Here is an 18,173-nt window from a genome sequence, read left to right as displayed (position 1 = left end):
TCCTGCGCGCTGGCGTGGTGCAGGGCTTCGTTGCCTTTCATCCGAAACCTTTCCCGTGGAATGTGATTCGTTCATGTCTAACCCCACCGGAGGGATACTTATTGCTAACGGTGAGCGCCGACGGGTGTTTGTCGTGGCTCCCCAGATGCTTAGAGCCCAGGTGTGGCGAACACGAAGAGGGCCATAAAAGCGACGTTGATGAAGAATGCAGCTTCAACCAGACCCACCGTGATCAGGAAAGGCACAAACATTCGTTGTTGAGCTTCAGGCTGGCGTGCGACGCCCGCGACGAGTTGCGCCCCGGCCATGCCGTCGCCAATGCCGGCTCCGATCGCGCCTCCGGCCATCATGACACCGCCGCCGAGTAGTCCTCCGGCGGTTATGATCGCTTTAACGATTTCGGGATCTGCGGCCATGGTGGTCCTCCTAGTGGGCGGATTGCTAGGACGGGATGTGCGGCACTACGTCGCCGCCCCCCGATCGCGGCGATGCGCATCGTGCGCCTCTGACAATGCGGCCGAACATTTCGACTAAGTCTTCGCCGTAACCCTTTGCGTCGTAATCGGGTTCACGCAGAATCTTCTCGACCACACCGTTGACCGCACCGCGCAGCGCTGTGGCGGTCGACTCGACGGGGAAGTCCCCGAACTCGCCGTCATTCTGGCCGGCCCGCAGGATGATCGCGGGATCGAGAGAGGCCAACTGCGCGGCGATGTCCGGCCTGAGTCCGAGTTCTTCGAAGCGTCGCCCGTCGCTAGGTCGATAACCTGTGCCCAGCGAGGCCAGCGCCTGCAGCGCGACGCGGTGGGTGCCGAAATACTCTATACAGCAACGGATATAGACATCGAGCTTCTCCGCCGAAGTTGGCGCAGCGTCGAGCGCTGGGACGACGCGCGCAAGCATCGTTCGGTACATATGCTCGACGATCGCATCGACCAGGTTATCTTTGCTGCCGAAGTGGTAGAGCACAGCGCTCATCGCGATGCCCACTCGATCGGCGATCTTGCGGATCGATGCCTGGGCAAAGCCAACTTCGGCGATCACCTCGATCGCGCAGCCCACGATCTGAGCCTTGCGTGCGGCCCGGGTGAAGGACTCCGGACGGCCCTTCTCCGATCGCATGGTCCGACCCTAAATCCGAATCAGCGGAACTAGAAGACATGATCTAAGATCAGATCAACTGATCAATAAGCCGCTCAGTCATCAGAGCCGCGGAACCGCGAGCGCCATAGCGCCCCGACCGGACACTGACCCGTCTGGCACGGCAAGCACGGCAACCTGCCGGGCGAAGCTGATGTCAGCCTTCGCGAACAATCGCTCTCCCAACTCAGGGACCGACGTCAAGGTTCGCGAACAAATGACGCCAAGATCTGCTTGCAAAATCACCCACGCGATGGCCGACATCAATCAAGCTGTGATAGAGGTGCGTTCAGGCAAGGCGCATTACCGCGCCGTCGTGGCCGCCTGAATCGCACACACCCGTTCAGATCCTGGCAAAGAGTTCCAGTGACGTCGACCGCCGACGACTCGATGCTTTGAGAAGGAGGGATATCTCGATGCCAAACGCGTGCAGCCGCGCGATGACCGCCATCGGCACCGCCATATCTGTCCTGGCTCTTCCGGTAGTTCTGAACGTCGCCGCGGCTCATGGTTCCCCGCTGCCCGGTTTCTGCTCACCGCCCAGCGTTGTCGACAATGTCTGCACCGCGCGACTGACGTCAGTGACGGCCAATGCCGTCGACGGGACCATCACCGGGACGCCAGTCGGTGGTGGCGCTGCGATTACCCTTGCGGGACAAGGAGATGCATACCTGAAGTCGGCGGGATTCGGAGATCCGCCGCCGGACCCGGTTCAACAATGGGACGCCACGATCGACATCGTGAACACTGTCGGCGTCGACCCGACCGATCCCAATTGGTACGGCAACGCCAAGGCGAAGGCGTTCCTGCCGAGGACCCTGAACGACCTTGCCAGCAAGTTTCCTCCCGACATCCTGGTTGTCCGGTTCGCGCCTGACGACGCCGAGGGGGGCACGTTCCGTCTCGTATCCATTCAGCCGACGCCCCAGTAGGGGGCGCCCCCGGTTCAGCCGTCGAGCGGGTTGGCCCTGATCCGTCTCGCACCGTTGTTGGCAATCGACGCCGCGGCGGCGCTGTCCGGCTTGCGTCGCGCCTGGTCCTCGAAGGACGCGATGAACTCGTCACCGAATCCTTGTCGGGGATGGCGCGCAAGCATCCACGCGCGCAGCTCTGCCGGAAACTCCTCCGGCCGGCGCCCTGCGACGTCCCAGCTGGTGGCGACCTGCAAGAGGTGCGACTCGGGGTCATCGGCCGCACACACGTCGGGGCGCATGTGCAACACGATGATCTCCTCGGCTCTTGCGGCCCGCTCAACTGGCCAACCGGCCGCTACCCCGAACACCCACGCGAGGTTTCCACCCGATTCTTCGAAGGGCACTCGGTGGGTGTCGAATGCATCGGTGAGACCGAGGTCGTGAAGCATCGCCGAGACATAGAGCAGTTCCTCGTCGAAGGCGATGCCGTGCGCGGCTCCGTACTTCGCTGCCCACAGGTACGAGCGGAAGCAGTGGTGGAGTAACGCGGGCGAGTAGAAGCGAGTAGCCACCGACACCGCGGCAGTGGCCGCCTGCGTCTGCGGGAATGCGGCGTCGACTCCTATCAGCTCAGTATTCGGTGCTCCCATGCTGATTCTCCTTTCCTTGCATTTCAGGCGCGGGCGAGCGATCGCCGGATCAACCCGGCCAGCATTGCGGACTGGGACAGAAAGGGCGAGTGCGACGTCGGCAAGCGCACAACGTCATCGGCGCGGCGGGCCATTGCCTCCTGAGCCGCGACAGGAATCGCGTTGTCGGCTTCGCAGATCACGTACGTGCTCGGGATCGTCTGCCAGGCTGTCTCGGTCAGTCGCTGACTCATCGACGCGTAGGACTGATAACCGAGTCGAGCCACCGCATACCGGGCGGTCTCGGCCTCGACGTCGTTGTAGAACACGGTCATCGGCGTAACGACCTCGACGTAGTCGCCGATCCCCTTCTGTCGGCGGCGTCTCGCCCACGGCATCAGTGAACCGCAGTTGATGGATAACAACGACTCACCGGCAAGAAGCTGGAACGCGGCGAGAAAGATGATGCGAGCGACGTTTCCCGCCTGTCGGAATGCCTGCGTGGTGGGCACTCCGCCGTACGAGTGCGCGACCACGACAACGGGCCCGCCGATCGCTGCGGCGGCTCGCGCAATCACACCGGCGTCGGCATGCATATCCTGCAGCGCCGCGGGGTCGTCACCACTGCTCGTCAGCGTCACGGTGTGCACGTCGACATCCGACAGTTCGTCGACCAGCAGCCGAAAGTGGTCGGGCCTGTGCCAAGCACCCGGGACCAGTAGGACCGATGGCACGGTCATGAAACAGCCTCTTCGCCAACAATTTCGGGCACGTCATCGATGACTCGGATGATCGTCTTGCCGCCACCACCGTGCGTCGGGCCGAACGCCACAGCGGCCTCTTCGAGGGGTCGTGTCACTCCGATGAGTGGGCGCAGCCGCCCATCTCTGAGCCTGTGCTCCAATTCGGCAAGCCCCTGGCGGTCAGGTTCGACGACGAAGAAGACGGCCCGGATGTTGTCAGGTGGGCTCGGCGGCGGTTCTGCGATGCTTACAAGTACACCGCCCGGCCGGACCAATGCCGCTGAGCGACACAGTATTTGACCTCCGATCACATCGAACACCATGTCCACTTCACCGATTCGTTCGAGTCGATCGCGATCCAGGTCCACGAAGACTTCCGCTCCCATGCCAAGGACCGTCTCCCGGTGGGCGGCACGGCCGGTACCGATCACCCGCGCCCCCGCCTCCCGTGCGAGTTGCACCGCTATCGAGCCGACACCGCCTGCGGCGCCGTGAATCAAAACGGTCTGCCCAGCCTCGAGCCGTCCGTGGGTGAAGAGTCCCTGCCAGGCCGTGAGGCCTGAAATCGGCAGCGCCGCAGCCATGGTGTGATCGATTCCGGCCGATAGCGGTGCAAGGTTGCGTGCCTCCACTGCCACGAATTCGGCCAGTGTGCCGTTGCGGCACCAGTCGGTGACCCCGAAGACCCGTTGGCCGACGGCCAGGCCAGTCGTCCCGTAACCCAGTTCGGCGATCACCCCGGAGACCTCGTGGCCGGGAATGGTCGGCGTTCGGTCGCGCCCGGCACGGTCGGTCCAGGTGGCCGGCCAATCGAGCTCACCCGGTGTGAACCCCGCCGAGTACACCTGGACGATGACGTCGTTCTCGGCGGCGTGCGGATAGGGCATCTCCTCTGCCGCGAGGCCGGCTATACCTGCGGCGCGGTCACGCGCGACGATCGCTCGCATGGTGTTCAGTTTGCGTGTCGACGGGCACTGGGATGCCGCAGGGCATCGCGGGCGTCGATCTCGTCAGGCTCGAGCATGGTGATCATGTCGACCCCGGGAGCGCAGATGCACACTGCAAGGAAGCGGGTCCAGCCCGTCGCGTCCAAATTCCTCATCTGATAGTGCACCACGTCGCCACCGGGCTCCCAGAACGCCTCGCCCGCAACGATTTCCCTGGGTGCTTCACCCTCGAGTTCGAAGAGCATTCGACCTTCCAACATGTACCCGAAGACTGGCCCCGAATGCCGATGCGGACCCACGCCGTCGTCTGCTGGAGGAAGTGCGACCAGCTGCATCATGGCGTGTGAACGCTGCGGGATCGACGGCGGCGTGGCGGACAGAAGATCGGTGATCTTGACGTTTCCTGAGACCAACATGGCTTTCACGATAGTTCTGGCAGCGCGCGAAACGGGGGCCACTTGAGCGCGGCGAGTGGGGGCCAGTCCGGGGCCAAGTCAGGGCAGCAGTCGGAGCAGCGCGTCCACGGCCGCCGACCACGCGCTCGGTGCGGGTGCCGCAAACCCGACCACCACACCCTCACGCGCGCTGCGTGTTTCGGGATGACGAAACAGCTCGAGCCGCTCCACTCCGAGCCGTTGCCACGCCGGTTGCCGGGCCCGCGCGCGCTGGTCGTCACCGAGCCCCTCGAGCGTGACGTGCAGACCCGCTGGCAACCCGCTCACGACGACGGTCGGTGACGCTAGGGCGACCGCCGCGACGAGTTGCTCGCGGCGGCGCCGGTACTCGGCCCGCATGGTGCGAATGTGCCTGTCATAGGAACCGGACACGATGAAGTCGGCCATTGCCAGCTGTTCGACGAAGCCACTGGTCTCCTCGGTTTCGCCCTTCTGCCGGACCACCGCTTCGACGAGCCGGTCCGGGACCAGCAGCCAGCCAAGCCGAAGCCCCGGCGCCAGCGACTTGCTCGCCGTGCCCATGTAGACCACGTGGTCGGGATCACCGCCGTGCAGCGCGCCGACGGGGCCGCGGTCGTAGCGGAACTCCCCGTCGTAATCGTCTTCGATGATCACGCCACCGGTTCGGCGGGCCCAATCGATGACCGCTGCGCGCCGATCGGAATGCAGTGATACGCCCAGCGGGAACTGGTGCGACGGCGTGAGCAACACACCGCCCACCTGGGCCATGTCGTCGAGCGCCGCGACGTCGGCCCCGTTGGAGTCCACCGCCAATGGGGGGCAATGCAACCCGGCTCTGGCGAGCGTCGCCCGCTGGGTGGCCAGCCCGAACTCCTCGACGGCGACGGCGGTGACTCCGGCGTCGGCCAAGGCGCCGGCGACGAGGCCCAGCCCTTCGGCGGCCCCACTGCACACGACGACGTTGCACGGGCGGGTCCGAACTCCACGCGCGCGAGCGAGATATTGGGCAAGGGCATGGCGAAGCTCCGGCCGGCCGTGTGGGTCGGCGTAGCCGAACGCCTCGGACGGGGCCGCGTTCAGCGCACGCATCACCGCACGGCTCCATTCGGTCCGCGGAAAGGACGACAAATCCGGATGTCCGGGGCGCAGGTCGTGGTGGAGCCGGCGCGGCGCCGGTTGCCGCCGTGGTGCGGCAACGGAGCGGACCACTTCGGCCGCGCGCGGGGAGACCAATGTGCTCGAGCCGTGGCGTGAGGTCAGCCAGCCTTCGGCGATGAGTTCGGCATACGCACGCGCCACGGTGTTGCGGGCGAGCCCCAAGTCGGCGGCCAGCGCGCGGCTCGAGGGCAACCGCGTCCCCGAGGGCAACCGCCCCGCGCGGATGGCGTCGCGGATGGCGTCCATCACGCTGTCACGCACCCTGCCGCCGGGGCGATCCAGGTGGAGGTCCAGTCCGGCGACCGAGCTCGTAGGTCCAGTCGTGGCGTGCACGTCAGTGATTGCGGTCCATGGTTTCAATCTAGAACACGTCGGTCCGGACTGGCCCCCACTCGCTGCCCTCAAGTGGCCCACGACGCGGGTGGTATCGCCGTTAGCGTGAAAGCCATGTCGATCACCGGCAAGTCGAAGGCCAGCCTCGTGTGGTGCGGTCAGTGCGCCCTGGTCCCTGCGGACGTGCACGCGGTGACGCAGCACCTCCAGCGTGCCCAGGCACATTGGGAGCCCGGCCTGACCGTCGGCTGACGAGCCGCCGGGATCTGCCGACCCCGTCGCACCGACGGCAACCGGTCACCCGCGTCATCGGCGACGTGGTCCCGCCCACCAACCATTCACTGCTGCGCACCGCCAGCATCGGAGGCTGAAGTAGCCGTGCCCTATTGCGAATTGACCAGCGTGCCTGCAACCACAGCGCGGGACGCGCGAAAGTGACGATGAGCGAGCTGAACCGCGATGACGGATTTGCCGTGGCCGGACCTTCCCCCGGCGAGGACCAGCGGCTGGTGACCCCCTCACCGGTCCTGATCACCGTACTCACGGCACTCAACGCGGTGGCGCCCTTCTCGATCGACATGTACCTATCCGCCTTCCCTGGGATGGCGCGTGACTTCAACGCCTCCACGTCGTCGATCCAACTCACCTTGACCGCATTCCTCATCGGTTTGGCCTGCGGACAACTCGTCTTCGGCCCGCTCTCCGATCGGTGGGGCCGGCGTCCGCCTCTGATCGTGGGGACAGCGGCTTGCCTCGGGGCCAGCGTGTCGTGCGCCGTCGCCCCGTCGATTGAAATTCTGGTGGGCCTGCGATTCGTCCAGGGTTTCGCAGCCGGCGCCGGGGTGGTCATCGCCCGCGCCATCATCGCCGATCGCGCGCGCGGACACGTTGCCCTGCGGCTCTTTTCGACCATGAACGTCACGGCAGTGCTCGCGCCGACAGCGGCCCCCCTGATCGGCGGCCTCGTCGTGACCGCCGCGGGCTGGCGGGCGGTCTTCCTGGTGCTGGCGACGATGAACCTGCTGGCTCTTCTCGGCGTGGTGCTGGTCGTCGACGAGTCGTTGCCCGAACGGTACCGCCGCCCTAGCGGGCTAGAAGCGTGGGCCGCCAGTACCCGCGGTGTGCTGGCCAGCCGCCACTATCTCGGTTACACAGCCGCCACCGCCCTCGTCTCGGCGGCGATGTTCGGCTACGTATCGGCCTCGCCCTTCGTGCTGCAGAACATCGTCGGTCTGTCGCCAGCGGCGTATTCCTACACCTTCGCCGCTTGTTCACTTGCGGTTGCCGCCGGCGGTTGCGGCGCACGCCTCACCGTCAAACGCGTCGCACCCCGCCGAGTGGTGGTCTCGGGAGTCAGTGCGCTGGTAACGATCAGTGCGCTCCTCCTGGCGACGGTCACGCTGGGCGGTGTACGCCGCGGGCCAACAATTGCCCTGATGGGTTGCTTCATGGCGGCCATCGGGTTCGTGTACGGCCACGCGGTCATGCTCGCGACGACAGCGGCCCGCCACGCGGCCGGCACCGGATCGGCGATCTTTGGTTTCAGCCAATACGCAGCGGGGGCAATCGCCTCACCGCTGGTTGGCATCGCCGGTCACGGCACTGCCGTACCGATGGGTGTAGTGATGCTCGGCGCCACCTTGGGGGCAGCGGCCGTGCTATTGGTCCTCACCCGCGGGCCTGCGCTTGCAGCCGAACCGGAAACGCCGATCATTTCGGTCCACCCGCCGCCTTAGCAGGGCCGGACCACCGACTCAACTTGCCCGACTGCTTACTGGCTCAATCACGAAAGGCTTTGCCATGGCGAAGATACTTGCCTACACCACTCCCGCGATGGGTCACTTCTTCCCCATCAGCGTTCTGCTGACGGAGCTGCGCGACCGGGGTCACGACATCGCATTGCGAACCCTTGCCGCCGGAGTGGACGCCGGCCTGGGCATGGGGTTCGCCACGGCGCCAGTCGATCCCCGCATCGAGCACATGCCCCTCGACGATGGGGGCGCCACGAATCTCCAACAGGGGCTGACACGCGTGCGAGACCTGTTCGCACGGCGGGCCGAATATGAAGTCCCCGAGCTGACCAAGGCGATCAACGACGTTCGTCCCGATGTGCTGATCGTCGACCCGAATTGCTGGGGCGCATTCGCAGTGGCCGAAGCCAGCGGGCTGCCCTGGGCCTCGTTCTGGGCGTTCTTGCCCTATCTGCGATCGAAGGGAACGCCACCGTGGGGGCCCGGGGTGCGCCCCTGGCCCGGCCCGATCGGCCGGCTTCGTGACGCGCTGCTCCGGCGTAGGTTCACCGCGCTCGACTCATGGGTCGGCCCGATGAACGTCATTCGCGCGGAACTCGACCTTCCGCCGCTCAACTCGATCGACGACTATGGGCGGCGGGCGCCACTGACGCTGGTGGCCACCGCCCAGCCATTCGACTACCCACATCCGGACTGGGACGACTCTATTCAGCTCATCGGTGCCTGCTCCTATGATCCGGCGCCCCCGACGGAGCCGGAGTGGCTGACGCAGCTCGACCGACCGATCGTCCTGGCCTCGACGTCGTCGGAAGACCAGGGCGACAGCGAGCTGGCACGCGTAGCGCTCGCCGCACTGGCGGACCAGCCCGTCCACGTCGTGGCGACATTCCCCGCAGGGGTACCGACTGACCTCAGGGCACCGGCCAACGCCACGGTGTGCCAGTTCGTACCCCACAGCCTGGTGCTGGACCGCGCGGCATGCGCGATCACCCACGGTGGAATGGGCGTCACCCAAAAGGCGCTGACGCGCGGCGTACCGGTGTGCGTAGTTCCCTACGGACGCGATCAGTTGGAGGTCGCCCGGCGCGTCGAAGTGGCAAAGTGCGGCACCTGGCTGTCGCCGAGGGACCTCACCGCTCGCCGGATGCGCGACAAGGTTCTGCAGGCCATGAAGATGACCGAGGGCGCCCGCCGCGTCGCCGACGGTTATGCCGCTACCGGTGGGGCGGCCCACGGTGCCGACGTCATCGAACAACGGCTGCTCACCTCCATGCCAGCCCCTCGACGAGGTTCCGAGTGAACCGCGATTCTGGCGATGCCGTGGGCCGCGCCCTCGCGCCCTCATTTGGGGCCAGTTGAGGGCAATTCCACGCTTCGCAGTCCTCGCGTAGTCATCGACAACGCCTCGGTGCTGCCCAAGCCCGCGTCGAGAATCCCCGTCATGCTGGGCGGCGGTGGCAGCAATCTGGGATGCGCACCAGTCCAAGGGCGGTACAGCGCATTGCCAAACGCGCAGACGGCTGGCTGCCGCTGCCTGATGACCGACGTCGATGCACTGATGTCGACCTTCGTCGCCGCCGAAGTACCGTGATCCCGTGGCGACACGGCGAATTGACACCACCTGTGGCCCGCTGGTGACGGACGAGAACGACGGCCTCATACATGCCCGCGGCATCCGCTATGCCACAGCAGAGCGGTTCAATGCCCCGAAACCGCTTCCCGCCCATGCCGAAGTCGTCGATGCGACCAAGCGCGGCCCGGCCTGCCCTCAATTGCCCTCGCGGTTGGAGTTCGTCACAGGACCGGTCATCGACGGGCTCGCGATGAGCGAGCACTGCCAGGTGCTCAGCATCACCGCCCCGGCAGATGCCGACCGCCTGCCGGTGATGGTGTGGTTCCACGGTGGGGCGTACGTCTCGGGCAGTGGCGAAGCGGTCAAATACGACCCGGATCTGCTCGTCAGCGAGGGCCGGGTGGTCGTTGTCAATGTCAGCTACCGGTTGGGCGTCTTCGGATACCTCAACCTGCACGACCGAGATACCGAAAACCTTGGCTTGCGGGACCAGATTTGTGCGCTGCGGTGGGTGCAGAACAACATCACGGCGTTCGGTGGTGATCCCACCCGCGTAACGATCTTCGGTCAATCCGCAGGCGGGGATTCGGTGATGTCGCTGCTGTTGTGCCCGGAGACTTCAGGAATGTTTTCGCGGGCCATCCTTCACAGCGCTCCGTTGAGCCTGCCAGAGGGCAGGACCACCATGACGGCCGCGATGCGCGAAGCGGCGGCAACAACGCTCGCCGGCGTCCCGCCCCGCGAAGCCAGTACGCAACGGTTGCTCGACGCGCAGGTCGCCGCTATCACAACTGCTCAGCAGTTCGGCCTGCTCGGCGCAATGGCCTTCGCGCCGATCATGGGTCGTGCGCCGTTACCGCCCGCCAGCGAGCTGGAATCCCGCATGGCCGATGCGGCTTCGCGCGTCGAGATCCTGGCCGGCTACACCCGTGACGATGCGCGACCTTTCGTCGCGTTGAGTCCGCGAGGACGAGAACTCCGGCGCATCGGCCCCATCGGAAAGGCCGCCACTGCGGTCATCGGGCGCAGGATGACGCGGCGCGTATTCGGTCGGCCCGCAATCGAACTTGCCAGTGCGTGGACCTCGGCGGGCGGCCGTGCCGCCACCTTTTGCGTCGACTGGTCGCCACCGCAGGCACCGCTGGGGGCCTGTCACTGCATCGACCTGCCGCTACTTTTCGGATTGCCGGAGTCCTGGTCCGATGCCCCCATGCTCGGTCCCGAACCGCGCGGAATCGACACCGACCTTGCGCACCGGACGCGGGCCCAATGGAGCAACTTCGCCCACGGCGGCCTCGACGCGCTCGGTCAAGTGTCGCTACGGATCGCCTAGTTGGTGGCATTTCAGGCATTGAACTGAATGCCAGAAATCCGCGTCCTTTTCGCAGTGGTTGCACGCTCGATGTTCGACTGCATCTCCTGTGACGCAAACACCCCCGGCCCAACAGGACCGGGGGTGCTACGCGTAGGACGTGCTAGTGCGAGTGACCGTGGCCGTGGCCGTGGCCGTGGCCATCGTCTTCAGCCTCGGCAGGCTTCTCGACGACCGCCGTCTCGGTGGTGAGGATCATCCTGGCCACCGACGCGGCATTGAGCACCGCAGAGCGGGTGACCTTGACCGGGTCGACCACACCGTCGGCGACCAGGTCGCCGTACTCCAGCGTCGCGGCGTTGAAGCCGTGCCCGGCAGGTAGCTCACTGACCTTGTTGACGACGACCGAACCGTCGAGCCCTGCGTTGGTCGCGATCCAGTACAGCGGCGCGGACAGCGCCTGCGAGAACACGCCGACACCGAGCGCCTCGTCGCCGGACAGTGACTCCTTCAGCGACTTGAGCGCCGACCGGGCCTGCACAAGGGCGGCACCGCCGCCGGTGATGATGCCCTCCTCGACCGCGGCCTTCGCGGCTGAGACGGCGTCCTCGACGGCTTCCTTGCGCTTCTTGAGGTCCGTCTCGGTGGCCGCGCCGACCTTGATGACCGCGACGCCGCCGGAGAGCTTCGCCAGCCGCTCCTCGAGCTTCTCGCGGTCCCAGTCGGAGTCGGTTGCCTCGATCTCGGCGCGCAATTGCGCCGACCGACCGTCGATGGCGTCCTGTGTGCCGCCACCGTCGACAATCACGGTGCTGTCCTTGCTGACGACGACGCGACGGGCGGTGCCCAGCACGTCGAGGCCGACCTCACGCAGGAGCAGCCCAACATCGGGGTTGACCACCTGGGCGCCGGTCACGATGGCGAGGTCCTCGAGGAACGCCTTGCGGCGGTCTCCGAAGAACGGCGCCTTGACCGCGACGGCCTTCAGCGTCTTGCGAATCGCGTTGACCACCAGTGTCGAAAGCGCTTCGCCCTCAACATCCTCGGCGATGATCAGCAGTGGCTTCCCGGCCTCCGCGACCTTCTCAAGCAGCGGCAGCACGTCGGGCAGCGAGCTGATCTTCTCGCGGTGCAGCAGCACCAGCGCGTCCTCGAGCACCGCTTCCTGAGCGTCGAAGTCGGTGATGAAGTACGCCGAGACGAAGCCCTTGTCGAAGCCGACGCCGTCGGTGATCTCGAGCTCGGTGTCCAGCGTGGAGGACTCCTCGACGGTGACGACACCGTCTTTGCCCACCTTGGTCATCGCCTCGCCGACCAGATCGCCGACCTGCTCGTCGCGCGAGGACACGGTGGCGACCTGCGCGATCGACTTCTGGTCGGTCACCGGGGTGGCCGCTGCCAGCAGGGCCTCGGAGACCGCATCGGCGGCCTTGCTGATGCCCGAGCCCAGCGCGATCGGGTTGGCACCGGCGGCAACGTTGCGCAGACCCGCCTTGATGATGGCCTGCGCCAGCACGGTTGCGGTTGTCGTGCCGTCACCGGCGACGTCGTTGGTCTTGGTGGCCACCGACTTCACCAGCTGAGCGCCGAGGTTCTCGAACGGGTCCTCCAGGTCGATCTCACGCGCGATGGTGACACCGTCGTTGGTGACCGTTGGGCCGCCGAACGCCTTGGCCAGCACCACATGCCGGCCTCGGGGGCCGAGCGTTATGCGCACCGCGTCGGCGAGCTTGTCGACGCCCGCTTCCATTGCACGGCGAGCGGCTTCGTCGAATTCAATCAGTTTTGCCATAAGCGTTTCCGTCCTTGCTGAGCATGACGCCCCGGGAATCCGCCGCTATTACGCGGGGATCGCCCGGGGCGGTCACGTTCGCTGTTACTTGTTGACGATGGCCAGCACGTCGCGCGCGGACAGGATCAAGTACTCCTCGTTGTTGTACTTGATCTCGGTGCCGCCGTACTTGCTGTAGATGACGGTGTCGCCCTCGGAGACGTCAAGCGGAATCCGCTTCTCGCCGTCCTCGTCCCACCGGCCGGGGCCGACTGCGACGACGGTGCCTTCCTGAGGCTTCTCCTTGGCGGTGTCGGGGATGACCAGACCGGATGCGGTCGTGGTCTCGGCCTCGTTGGCCTGTACGAGGATCTTGTCCTCGAGTGGCTTGATGTTCACGCTCGCCACGATGGAGCCCTTCCAGTAGTTCGGGTGTTGACAGCTCTAGTAGGTATCGGCATGCGTCCCAGCCCTCGCGCCGTCGTCGCGGGTGCCGGTCGAGAGCGTGGCCGCCTGCCACCTAGCACTCTATACATGAGAGTGCTAGCACTCAAGGTCGGCCCATGCCTATCGCCCGTGGCGAACACGCACATCGCCGAAATATGCGCTGACCAGCGGGTTGAATAGGTCGGCACGTTCCCACTGAAGGAAATGCCCCGCCCCGGGCAGCACAAAGGGGCCGGTGCGGTCGGTGAATGCCACCTCGCAGGTGGGCAGAAAGTCGGGGCCGACGACGTGGTCGTCCATGCCGTAGAGCAGCAATGTCGGGACGTCGACCTTGCGATCGAGGATCGGCGGCTCGCTGACCTTCCGGCCGTGCATGAGCTGATAGGCGGCCCAACCGGCGCGCAACCGCTGCTCGGTCGAGAACGGCTCGGTCATGAAATCGACGTCGGCCGCGGTGAAGGTACCCAGCGAGGCCCACATCCGGTGCCCATAGAAATTCGGCAATGTAGTGGCGGCGCTTCGCGGGCGTGTCGAGTTCGGCGGCGAGTTCGTCGGGTGTCACGCCCTGCCGGTAGCGGTAGTCGCTCGTCGGCCCGTCGCCGATCGCGCGTATCGAGGCGATATCGATTCCAGCCGCGGCGAAGTCGTCGAACAGGAACGGCGGCACTGAGTCGAAGAACACCAGCTTTTCGACGAACCCCGGATAGCGGTGCACAAGGTCACAGGAGATGGCGCCGCCGAGGTCGCCCCCGACCACGCCGCAGCGCTCGTGTCCAAGCAGGTCGTGCACCAACAGGTAGATGTCGCGGCTCCAGGCCGCCAGGTCGTAGACGTCCTCGGCGGCCGTCGCTCGGGGGAACCTCTCGGCGGTGGATCGTGAAGGCATCGGCTGCGGGCGTCGTGGGCTGCGCAGGCCGCAGACGCAGGTCGTAGTGCACGGCAGGCAGTCTGCCGCACTACTTGTCATATTGGCGCGGATCGACCATCAAGTGCGCCGATACGTCGCCGATCATCTGGATCTCGACCTTTCGCTCGGTGAAGTACCAACCGTCGTCGTCGCGGCCGAACGCGTCGTAGTAACGCCCCACGACGATCGGCTGGATCGGCACCGTCTCGGTGTCCTGCACGACGCAGAAGGTCGACCGCGTTTCGGCCGTGCCGTCGCCGCCCAGTTCGACGATCGGGTTGAGCACCAGATGCCTTGTGCGCGGGGTGTTGCCGTGATCGGGGTACCGGCGGGTGGTCATCGCGAACAGCTTGGCGATGTTCTCGGCGCCCGACACCGACCCCGACGCGGCGCCGCCGAATGTCGAGCGGGCCAGCAGCCGCCCGACCCCGTCGAAGTCACCGGCGTCGATGAGCTCGGCGTAGCGGTACAGCAGCTCGGTGATCTCGAGCTTGTCGATGCTCACAGTTGTCCTTTCACCACCGGCAGGCCGGGATCGCTCGCGACGTCGAGCGGCGACGGCGGCGCGCCCGCCGCCACCAGGTGCGCGGCGAACGACGCAATCATCGCACCGTTGTCCGTGCACAACCGGGGCCTTGGGATCCGAAGTGTCAAACCTTCTGCCGCACAACGCTCTTGCGCCAGCTCCCGCAGCCGTGAGTTCGCAGCGACACCGCCGGCGATGAGCAGCGTCGACACCCCGAGCTCGACGGCGGCCCGCACCGCCTTCGTCGTGAGCACGTCGGCCACCGCCTCCTGGAATCCTGCGGCCACATCGGCCTGCGACGCGGCGGGGTTCTTCTCGACGTAGCGCGCGACAGCCGTCTTGAGCCCGGAGAAGCTGAACGCATACGGGTCATCGCGCGGGCCGGTCATGCCGCGCGGGAACACGATCGCGTCGCGGTCGCCCTCGCGGGCCAGGTCGTCGAGCACCTTGCCGCCGGGGTAGCCGAGGCCGAGCAGCCGCGCGATCTTGTCGTAGGCCTCACCCGCGGCGTCGTCGACGGTGCTGCCGAGTTCTTCGATCGGTTCGGCGAGCGACCGCACATGCAGCAGGTTGGTGTGGCCGCCGGAGACCAGCAGACCGATGCATTCCGGTAGCGGGCCGTGGTCGAACACGTCGGCCGCGAGGTGCCCGCCGAGATGGTTGACCGCGTAGAACGGCACCTGCCATGCGGCGGCGTAGGCCTTGGCCGCGGCGACCCCCACCAGCAGAGCGCCCGCCAGACCCGGCCCGATGGTGGCCGCGACGACGTCGGGCCGCTCGATGCCTGCCGCGTCGAGGGCGCGACGCATGGTGGGCCCAAGCGCTTCCAGGTGCGCGCGCGACGCGATCTCGGGCACCACGCCGCCGAACCTGGCGTGCTCATCGACGCTGGAAGCCACCTCGTCGGCCAGCAGTGTCACGGCGCCGTCGGCGGCCAACGCCGCGATGCCGATTCCGGTTTCGTCGCATGAGCTTTCGATGGCCAGGATGGTCGTCATGTCCCGCTTCCTCGTGCCGGTCGTTGCATGGTGTAGGCGTCGGCGCCGCTGACCCGGTAGTACCGCTTGCGCAACCCGATGTTGACGAAGCCTGCGGTCTCGTACATGGCGATCGCGGCCACGTTGTCGGTCCGCACCTCGAGGTAGACGGGGTCATCGCCGGCGAAGTGCAGCAAGCGATTCAGCATCTGCCTGCCGATACCCTGGCCCTGGTAGCCGGAATCGACACCGATGGTGTGAATCTCGTACTCGTAGGGCGGCTTTCGCCCGAGCCGCGCAATACCTCCGTAGCCGACGAGCTTGTCGTCTGCGCGGGCGGCGACGTAGTGGATGTGCGGCGCTGCGAGCTCACGCAGGAAGGCCGCCGCGGGCCACGGGTCGTCGCCATGGAAGAGCTGCGCCTCCAGCTGCGCGCACCGCGCGGCGTCGCCGGGGGTCAGCTCGTCGTAAACGACCGTCATGGCCGCACCGGAGGGACGGCCCGCGGCTTGGCGTCAGGCCGCCGTAGATACAGCGGAACGAGCGGCTGCGGCGGCACCGTCCAGTCGACGACACGCACCAGCCCCGAGGCCGTCGGGTAGACCGCCGGCTGGCGTGGCAGAGCGAACAGCGCCGCGTGCTCAGGCGAACCGGCAACGGCGCCGACGTCGGTCGGGACATCGGCGGGTGCGCTCACGGCGGGACCGTCGACGCGCACACCGTCTCGGTAGCGCGCCCAGTACACCTCGCGTCGGCGGGCGTCGGTGACGACGAGCACGTCCCCCGCGGTATCGACCCCGATCGCGTCAAGGCTGCACACGCCGTACACGGGAACGCCGAGAGCCTGCCCGTAGGCCGCGGCAGTGGCCATACCGACCCGCAACCCGGTGAACGGCCCCGGGCCGCAACCCACCACGACGGCGGTCAGCTCCGTCACCGCGACTCCTGCCTCAGGAAGTGCGGCAAGCATATTGGGGGTGAGCTGTTCGGCGTGCGCGCGGGGGTCGACGGTCACCCGTTCGGCGAGGACGTCGATGCTGTCGCCGTCTCGTCGCACGATTCCTGCGGTGACGGCGGGCGTCGCGGTGTCGATCGCGAGGACGACAGTCGTCATGGTCTGCTCCACCGCCAAATCGCCGTGCGCACTTCGGTCTCCGCTGCGCGCTCGAGGCGGATGTCGAGGTGCCGATCCGAGAGCCGCTCGACGAGGCCCTCACCCCACTCGACAACGACGACGGCATCGGCGAGGTCGGTGTCGAGGTCCAGTGAGTCGAGTTCGCCGAGCAGGTCGGCGCCCGCGTGGTCGAGCAGCCGGTACATGTCGACATGGATCATGGCGGGCGCGCCGGACCGCCGCGCCCGATGCACCCTGGCCAGCACGAACGTCGGCGACGTGACCGGCCCGTCGACATCCATCGCCTCGGCGATTCCCTTGGCCAACACAGTCTTTCCCGCACCCAACGGGCCTGACAGCACCACCACGTCACCGGCGCGCAACAGCGCACCGAGCTTGGCGCCGAGTGCCTTGGTGTCCTCTGCGGTGGGCAGCTCCGCCGTCCCCGCCGATTGTTCAGCCACGGGGTCTGGCCCGATCGCGCAATCGCCTTGTCAACGCGACGAGTTTCGACGGTGTGGCGCGGTCGACCAACCGGACCAGCGCGTCGTCGATGATCTCGGGCGCTTCGAGCTGCACCAGATGGCCTGCGCCGCGCACGATCACCAGCTCCGATGACGGCAGCTCGGCGGCCATCGCCTCGGAATGCTCGACGGGTGTGATCAGATCGCGGTCGCCGCAGGCGATCAGTGTCGGCACCTTCGCCAGTATGGGCAGCGCCGCTTCCTCGTCGTGCACCTCAAGCGCATGCAAGAATTCGACGAGCGTGGCGATCGGAGTGCCGTGCATCATCTTCTCGGAGAAGGCGACGACGCTCGGGCTGACCTTCTCGTCGCCGTAGGACGCCGCCCGCAGGATCGGGGCGATCACCGACTTGGCCGCCCCCCTGGTCCGGTGCACGGTCTTGGGTGCGTAGCGGACCGCGAACCGGACCGCCTCCAGCACAGGGTTTTTCAGGATCTCCGCAAGCGGCGACCTTGCGACGCCCTCTGCTGCCGACGAGATCAGGGCGGCGCCGACAACGCGAGTGGGATAGCGCTGCGGGAACTGCCTGGCATGCGAAAGCACGGTCATCCCGCCCATCGAGTGTCCGACGAGGACCACCGGCCCCTTGGGCGCCGTCACCGCGAGCACGGTCTCGAGGTCCTTGCCGAGTTGTTCGACCGTGTAGGTGTCGGGCGATGCCTCCGCCGAAAGGCCGTGCCCGCGCTGGTCGTAGAACACCATCCGCACCTGCGGGCCCCACTGCTGCTCCAGCCGTGCGCGCTGGAAGTAGAAGGCGCCCATCCGCAGACAGAATCCGTGCGAGAACACCACCGTCAGCGGGGCGTCCTGCGGGCCGACCTCCCGCACCGCGAGATCCACTCCGTCGGGCGTGGTCACCACCGAGCTACGACCGGAGTCGATCAGCTCGAAATCCTCGCCCTCGTAGCGGTCGTCGCGCGTGGTGCGTCTCGTCATCGACCGCGCGATGGTCACCCCCGCCATGGTGCCGACGGCCGCCAGCCCCGCGGC

Annotated in this window: 21 protein-coding genes and 1 pseudogene; 5 read left to right on the top strand and 17 right to left on the bottom strand. The window is 66.7% G+C overall.

The annotated features are described in order from the left end of the window. Positions 1-149 precede the first annotated feature (149 nt). Positions 150-416 carry a F0F1 ATP synthase subunit C gene (locus D6M19_RS27440; RefSeq protein ID WP_123028438.1) on the bottom strand — a complete coding sequence of 89 codons (267 nt, stop codon included), beginning with the start codon at positions 414-416 and terminating at the stop codon, positions 150-152. 25 nt (positions 417-441) lie between these two features. Then, positions 442-1,122: a TetR/AcrR family transcriptional regulator gene (locus D6M19_RS27435; RefSeq protein ID WP_123028437.1), complete on the bottom strand. Its 681-nt coding sequence runs from the start codon at positions 1,120-1,122 to the stop codon at positions 442-444. Positions 1,123-1,556: 434 nt separating this feature from the next. On the opposite strand from D6M19_RS27435, the gene D6M19_RS27425 reads away from it, so the two are divergent. Further along, the gene (locus tag D6M19_RS27425; RefSeq protein ID WP_234835074.1) at positions 1,557-2,072 is read left to right on the top strand and encodes a hypothetical protein; all 516 of its coding nucleotides are present in this window, start codon (positions 1,557-1,559) and stop codon (positions 2,070-2,072) included. Positions 2,073-2,086: 14 nt separating this feature from the next. Here the strand turns inward: D6M19_RS27425 and D6M19_RS27420 are convergent, their stop codons facing one another. The 5 genes from D6M19_RS27420 to pdxR form a co-directional block, all read right to left on the bottom strand. Continuing rightward, on the bottom strand, positions 2,087-2,704 hold the full coding sequence (locus tag D6M19_RS27420) for an HD domain-containing protein (protein ID WP_123028434.1): 618 nt from the start codon (positions 2,702-2,704) through the stop codon (positions 2,087-2,089). 23 nt (positions 2,705-2,727) lie between these two features. After that, positions 2,728-3,423 carry an alpha/beta hydrolase gene (locus D6M19_RS27415; protein WP_123028433.1) on the bottom strand — a complete coding sequence of 232 codons (696 nt, stop codon included), beginning with the start codon at positions 3,421-3,423 and terminating at the stop codon, positions 2,728-2,730. Continuing rightward, positions 3,420-4,373, bottom strand: a complete 954-nt coding sequence (locus D6M19_RS27410) for an NADP-dependent oxidoreductase (RefSeq protein ID WP_123028432.1) — start codon at positions 4,371-4,373, stop codon at positions 3,420-3,422. The genes D6M19_RS27415 and D6M19_RS27410 overlap by 4 nt, the downstream gene beginning before the upstream one ends. Before the next feature lie 5 nt (positions 4,374-4,378). After that, entirely contained in the window at positions 4,379-4,789 is a 411-nt protein-coding gene (locus D6M19_RS27405; protein WP_164478717.1) for a cupin domain-containing protein, read from the bottom strand. A gap of 78 nt (positions 4,790-4,867) precedes the next feature. Beyond that, positions 4,868-6,289 (bottom strand): MocR-like pyridoxine biosynthesis transcription factor PdxR, encoded by a 1,422-nt coding sequence (gene pdxR / locus D6M19_RS27400; RefSeq protein ID WP_234835080.1) that lies wholly within the window; start codon positions 6,287-6,289, stop codon positions 4,868-4,870. Positions 6,290-6,385: 96 nt separating this feature from the next. Between pdxR and D6M19_RS34975 the strand changes: the two genes are divergently transcribed. The 4 genes from D6M19_RS34975 (at position 6,386) to D6M19_RS27375 (ending at position 10,937) form a co-directional block, all read left to right on the top strand. Continuing rightward, entirely contained in the window at positions 6,386-6,532 is a 147-nt protein-coding gene (locus D6M19_RS34975) for a hypothetical protein (RefSeq protein WP_164478716.1), read from the top strand. 221 nt (positions 6,533-6,753) lie between these two features. Continuing rightward, on the top strand, positions 6,754-8,016 hold the full coding sequence (locus D6M19_RS27390) for a multidrug effflux MFS transporter (protein ID WP_234835073.1): 1,263 nt from the start codon (positions 6,754-6,756) through the stop codon (positions 8,014-8,016). Positions 8,017-8,080: 64 nt separating this feature from the next. Beyond that, positions 8,081-9,331, top strand: a complete 1,251-nt coding sequence (locus D6M19_RS27385; RefSeq protein WP_123028428.1) for a glycosyltransferase — start codon at positions 8,081-8,083, stop codon at positions 9,329-9,331. 295 nt (positions 9,332-9,626) lie between these two features. Further along, entirely contained in the window at positions 9,627-10,937 is a 1,311-nt protein-coding gene (locus D6M19_RS27375) for a carboxylesterase family protein (RefSeq protein WP_123028426.1), read from the top strand. 142 nt (positions 10,938-11,079) lie between these two features. Here D6M19_RS27375 and groL read toward each other — a convergent pair whose 3' ends face one another. The 10 genes and pseudogenes from groL to D6M19_RS27330 form a co-directional block, all read right to left on the bottom strand. Next, positions 11,080-12,708, bottom strand: a complete 1,629-nt coding sequence (groL, locus tag D6M19_RS27370; protein ID WP_123028425.1) for a chaperonin GroEL — start codon at positions 12,706-12,708, stop codon at positions 11,080-11,082. 84 nt (positions 12,709-12,792) lie between these two features. Continuing rightward, positions 12,793-13,095 (bottom strand): co-chaperone GroES, encoded by a 303-nt coding sequence (groES, locus tag D6M19_RS27365; protein ID WP_114738974.1) that lies wholly within the window; start codon positions 13,093-13,095, stop codon positions 12,793-12,795. A 159-nt stretch (positions 13,096-13,254) separates the two neighbouring features. After that, a complete protein-coding gene (locus D6M19_RS34970; RefSeq protein ID WP_234835072.1) occupies positions 13,255-13,614 on the bottom strand; it encodes an alpha/beta fold hydrolase in 360 nt (119 codons plus the stop codon). Between the two features lie 238 nt (positions 13,615-13,852). Beyond that, positions 13,853-14,020, bottom strand: a pseudogene (locus D6M19_RS35190) (hypothetical protein); the annotation flags it as partial. A 70-nt stretch (positions 14,021-14,090) separates the two neighbouring features. Beyond that, positions 14,091-14,546 carry a nuclear transport factor 2 family protein gene (locus D6M19_RS27355; RefSeq protein ID WP_123028424.1) on the bottom strand — a complete coding sequence of 152 codons (456 nt, stop codon included), beginning with the start codon at positions 14,544-14,546 and terminating at the stop codon, positions 14,091-14,093. Then, positions 14,543-15,565 carry a tRNA (adenosine(37)-N6)-threonylcarbamoyltransferase complex transferase subunit TsaD gene (gene tsaD / locus D6M19_RS27350; protein ID WP_123028423.1) on the bottom strand — a complete coding sequence of 341 codons (1,023 nt, stop codon included), beginning with the start codon at positions 15,563-15,565 and terminating at the stop codon, positions 14,543-14,545. Before tsaD ends, D6M19_RS27355 begins: the two co-directional genes overlap by 4 nt. Further along, complete coding sequence (gene rimI / locus D6M19_RS27345; protein ID WP_123028422.1) at positions 15,562-16,026, bottom strand: ribosomal protein S18-alanine N-acetyltransferase; 465 nt, start codon at positions 16,024-16,026, stop codon at positions 15,562-15,564. Before rimI ends, tsaD begins: the two co-directional genes overlap by 4 nt. After that, a complete protein-coding gene (tsaB, locus tag D6M19_RS27340) occupies positions 16,023-16,658 on the bottom strand; it encodes a tRNA (adenosine(37)-N6)-threonylcarbamoyltransferase complex dimerization subunit type 1 TsaB (RefSeq protein ID WP_123028474.1) in 636 nt (211 codons plus the stop codon). Before tsaB ends, rimI begins: the two co-directional genes overlap by 4 nt. Beyond that, complete coding sequence (tsaE, locus tag D6M19_RS27335; RefSeq protein ID WP_123028421.1) at positions 16,655-17,122, bottom strand: tRNA (adenosine(37)-N6)-threonylcarbamoyltransferase complex ATPase subunit type 1 TsaE; 468 nt, start codon at positions 17,120-17,122, stop codon at positions 16,655-16,657. The genes tsaB and tsaE overlap by 4 nt, the downstream gene beginning before the upstream one ends. After that, positions 17,115-18,146: an alpha/beta fold hydrolase gene (locus tag D6M19_RS27330; protein ID WP_234835079.1), complete on the bottom strand. Its 1,032-nt coding sequence runs from the start codon at positions 18,144-18,146 to the stop codon at positions 17,115-17,117. The genes tsaE and D6M19_RS27330 overlap by 8 nt, the downstream gene beginning before the upstream one ends. Positions 18,147-18,173 lie beyond the last annotated feature (27 nt).

This window comes from Mycolicibacterium stellerae, assembly GCF_003719305.1.
Lineage (GTDB): Bacteria > Actinomycetota > Actinomycetes > Mycobacteriales > Mycobacteriaceae > Mycobacterium > Mycobacterium stellerae.
This window is presented reverse-complemented; position numbering and strand designations above follow the sequence as displayed.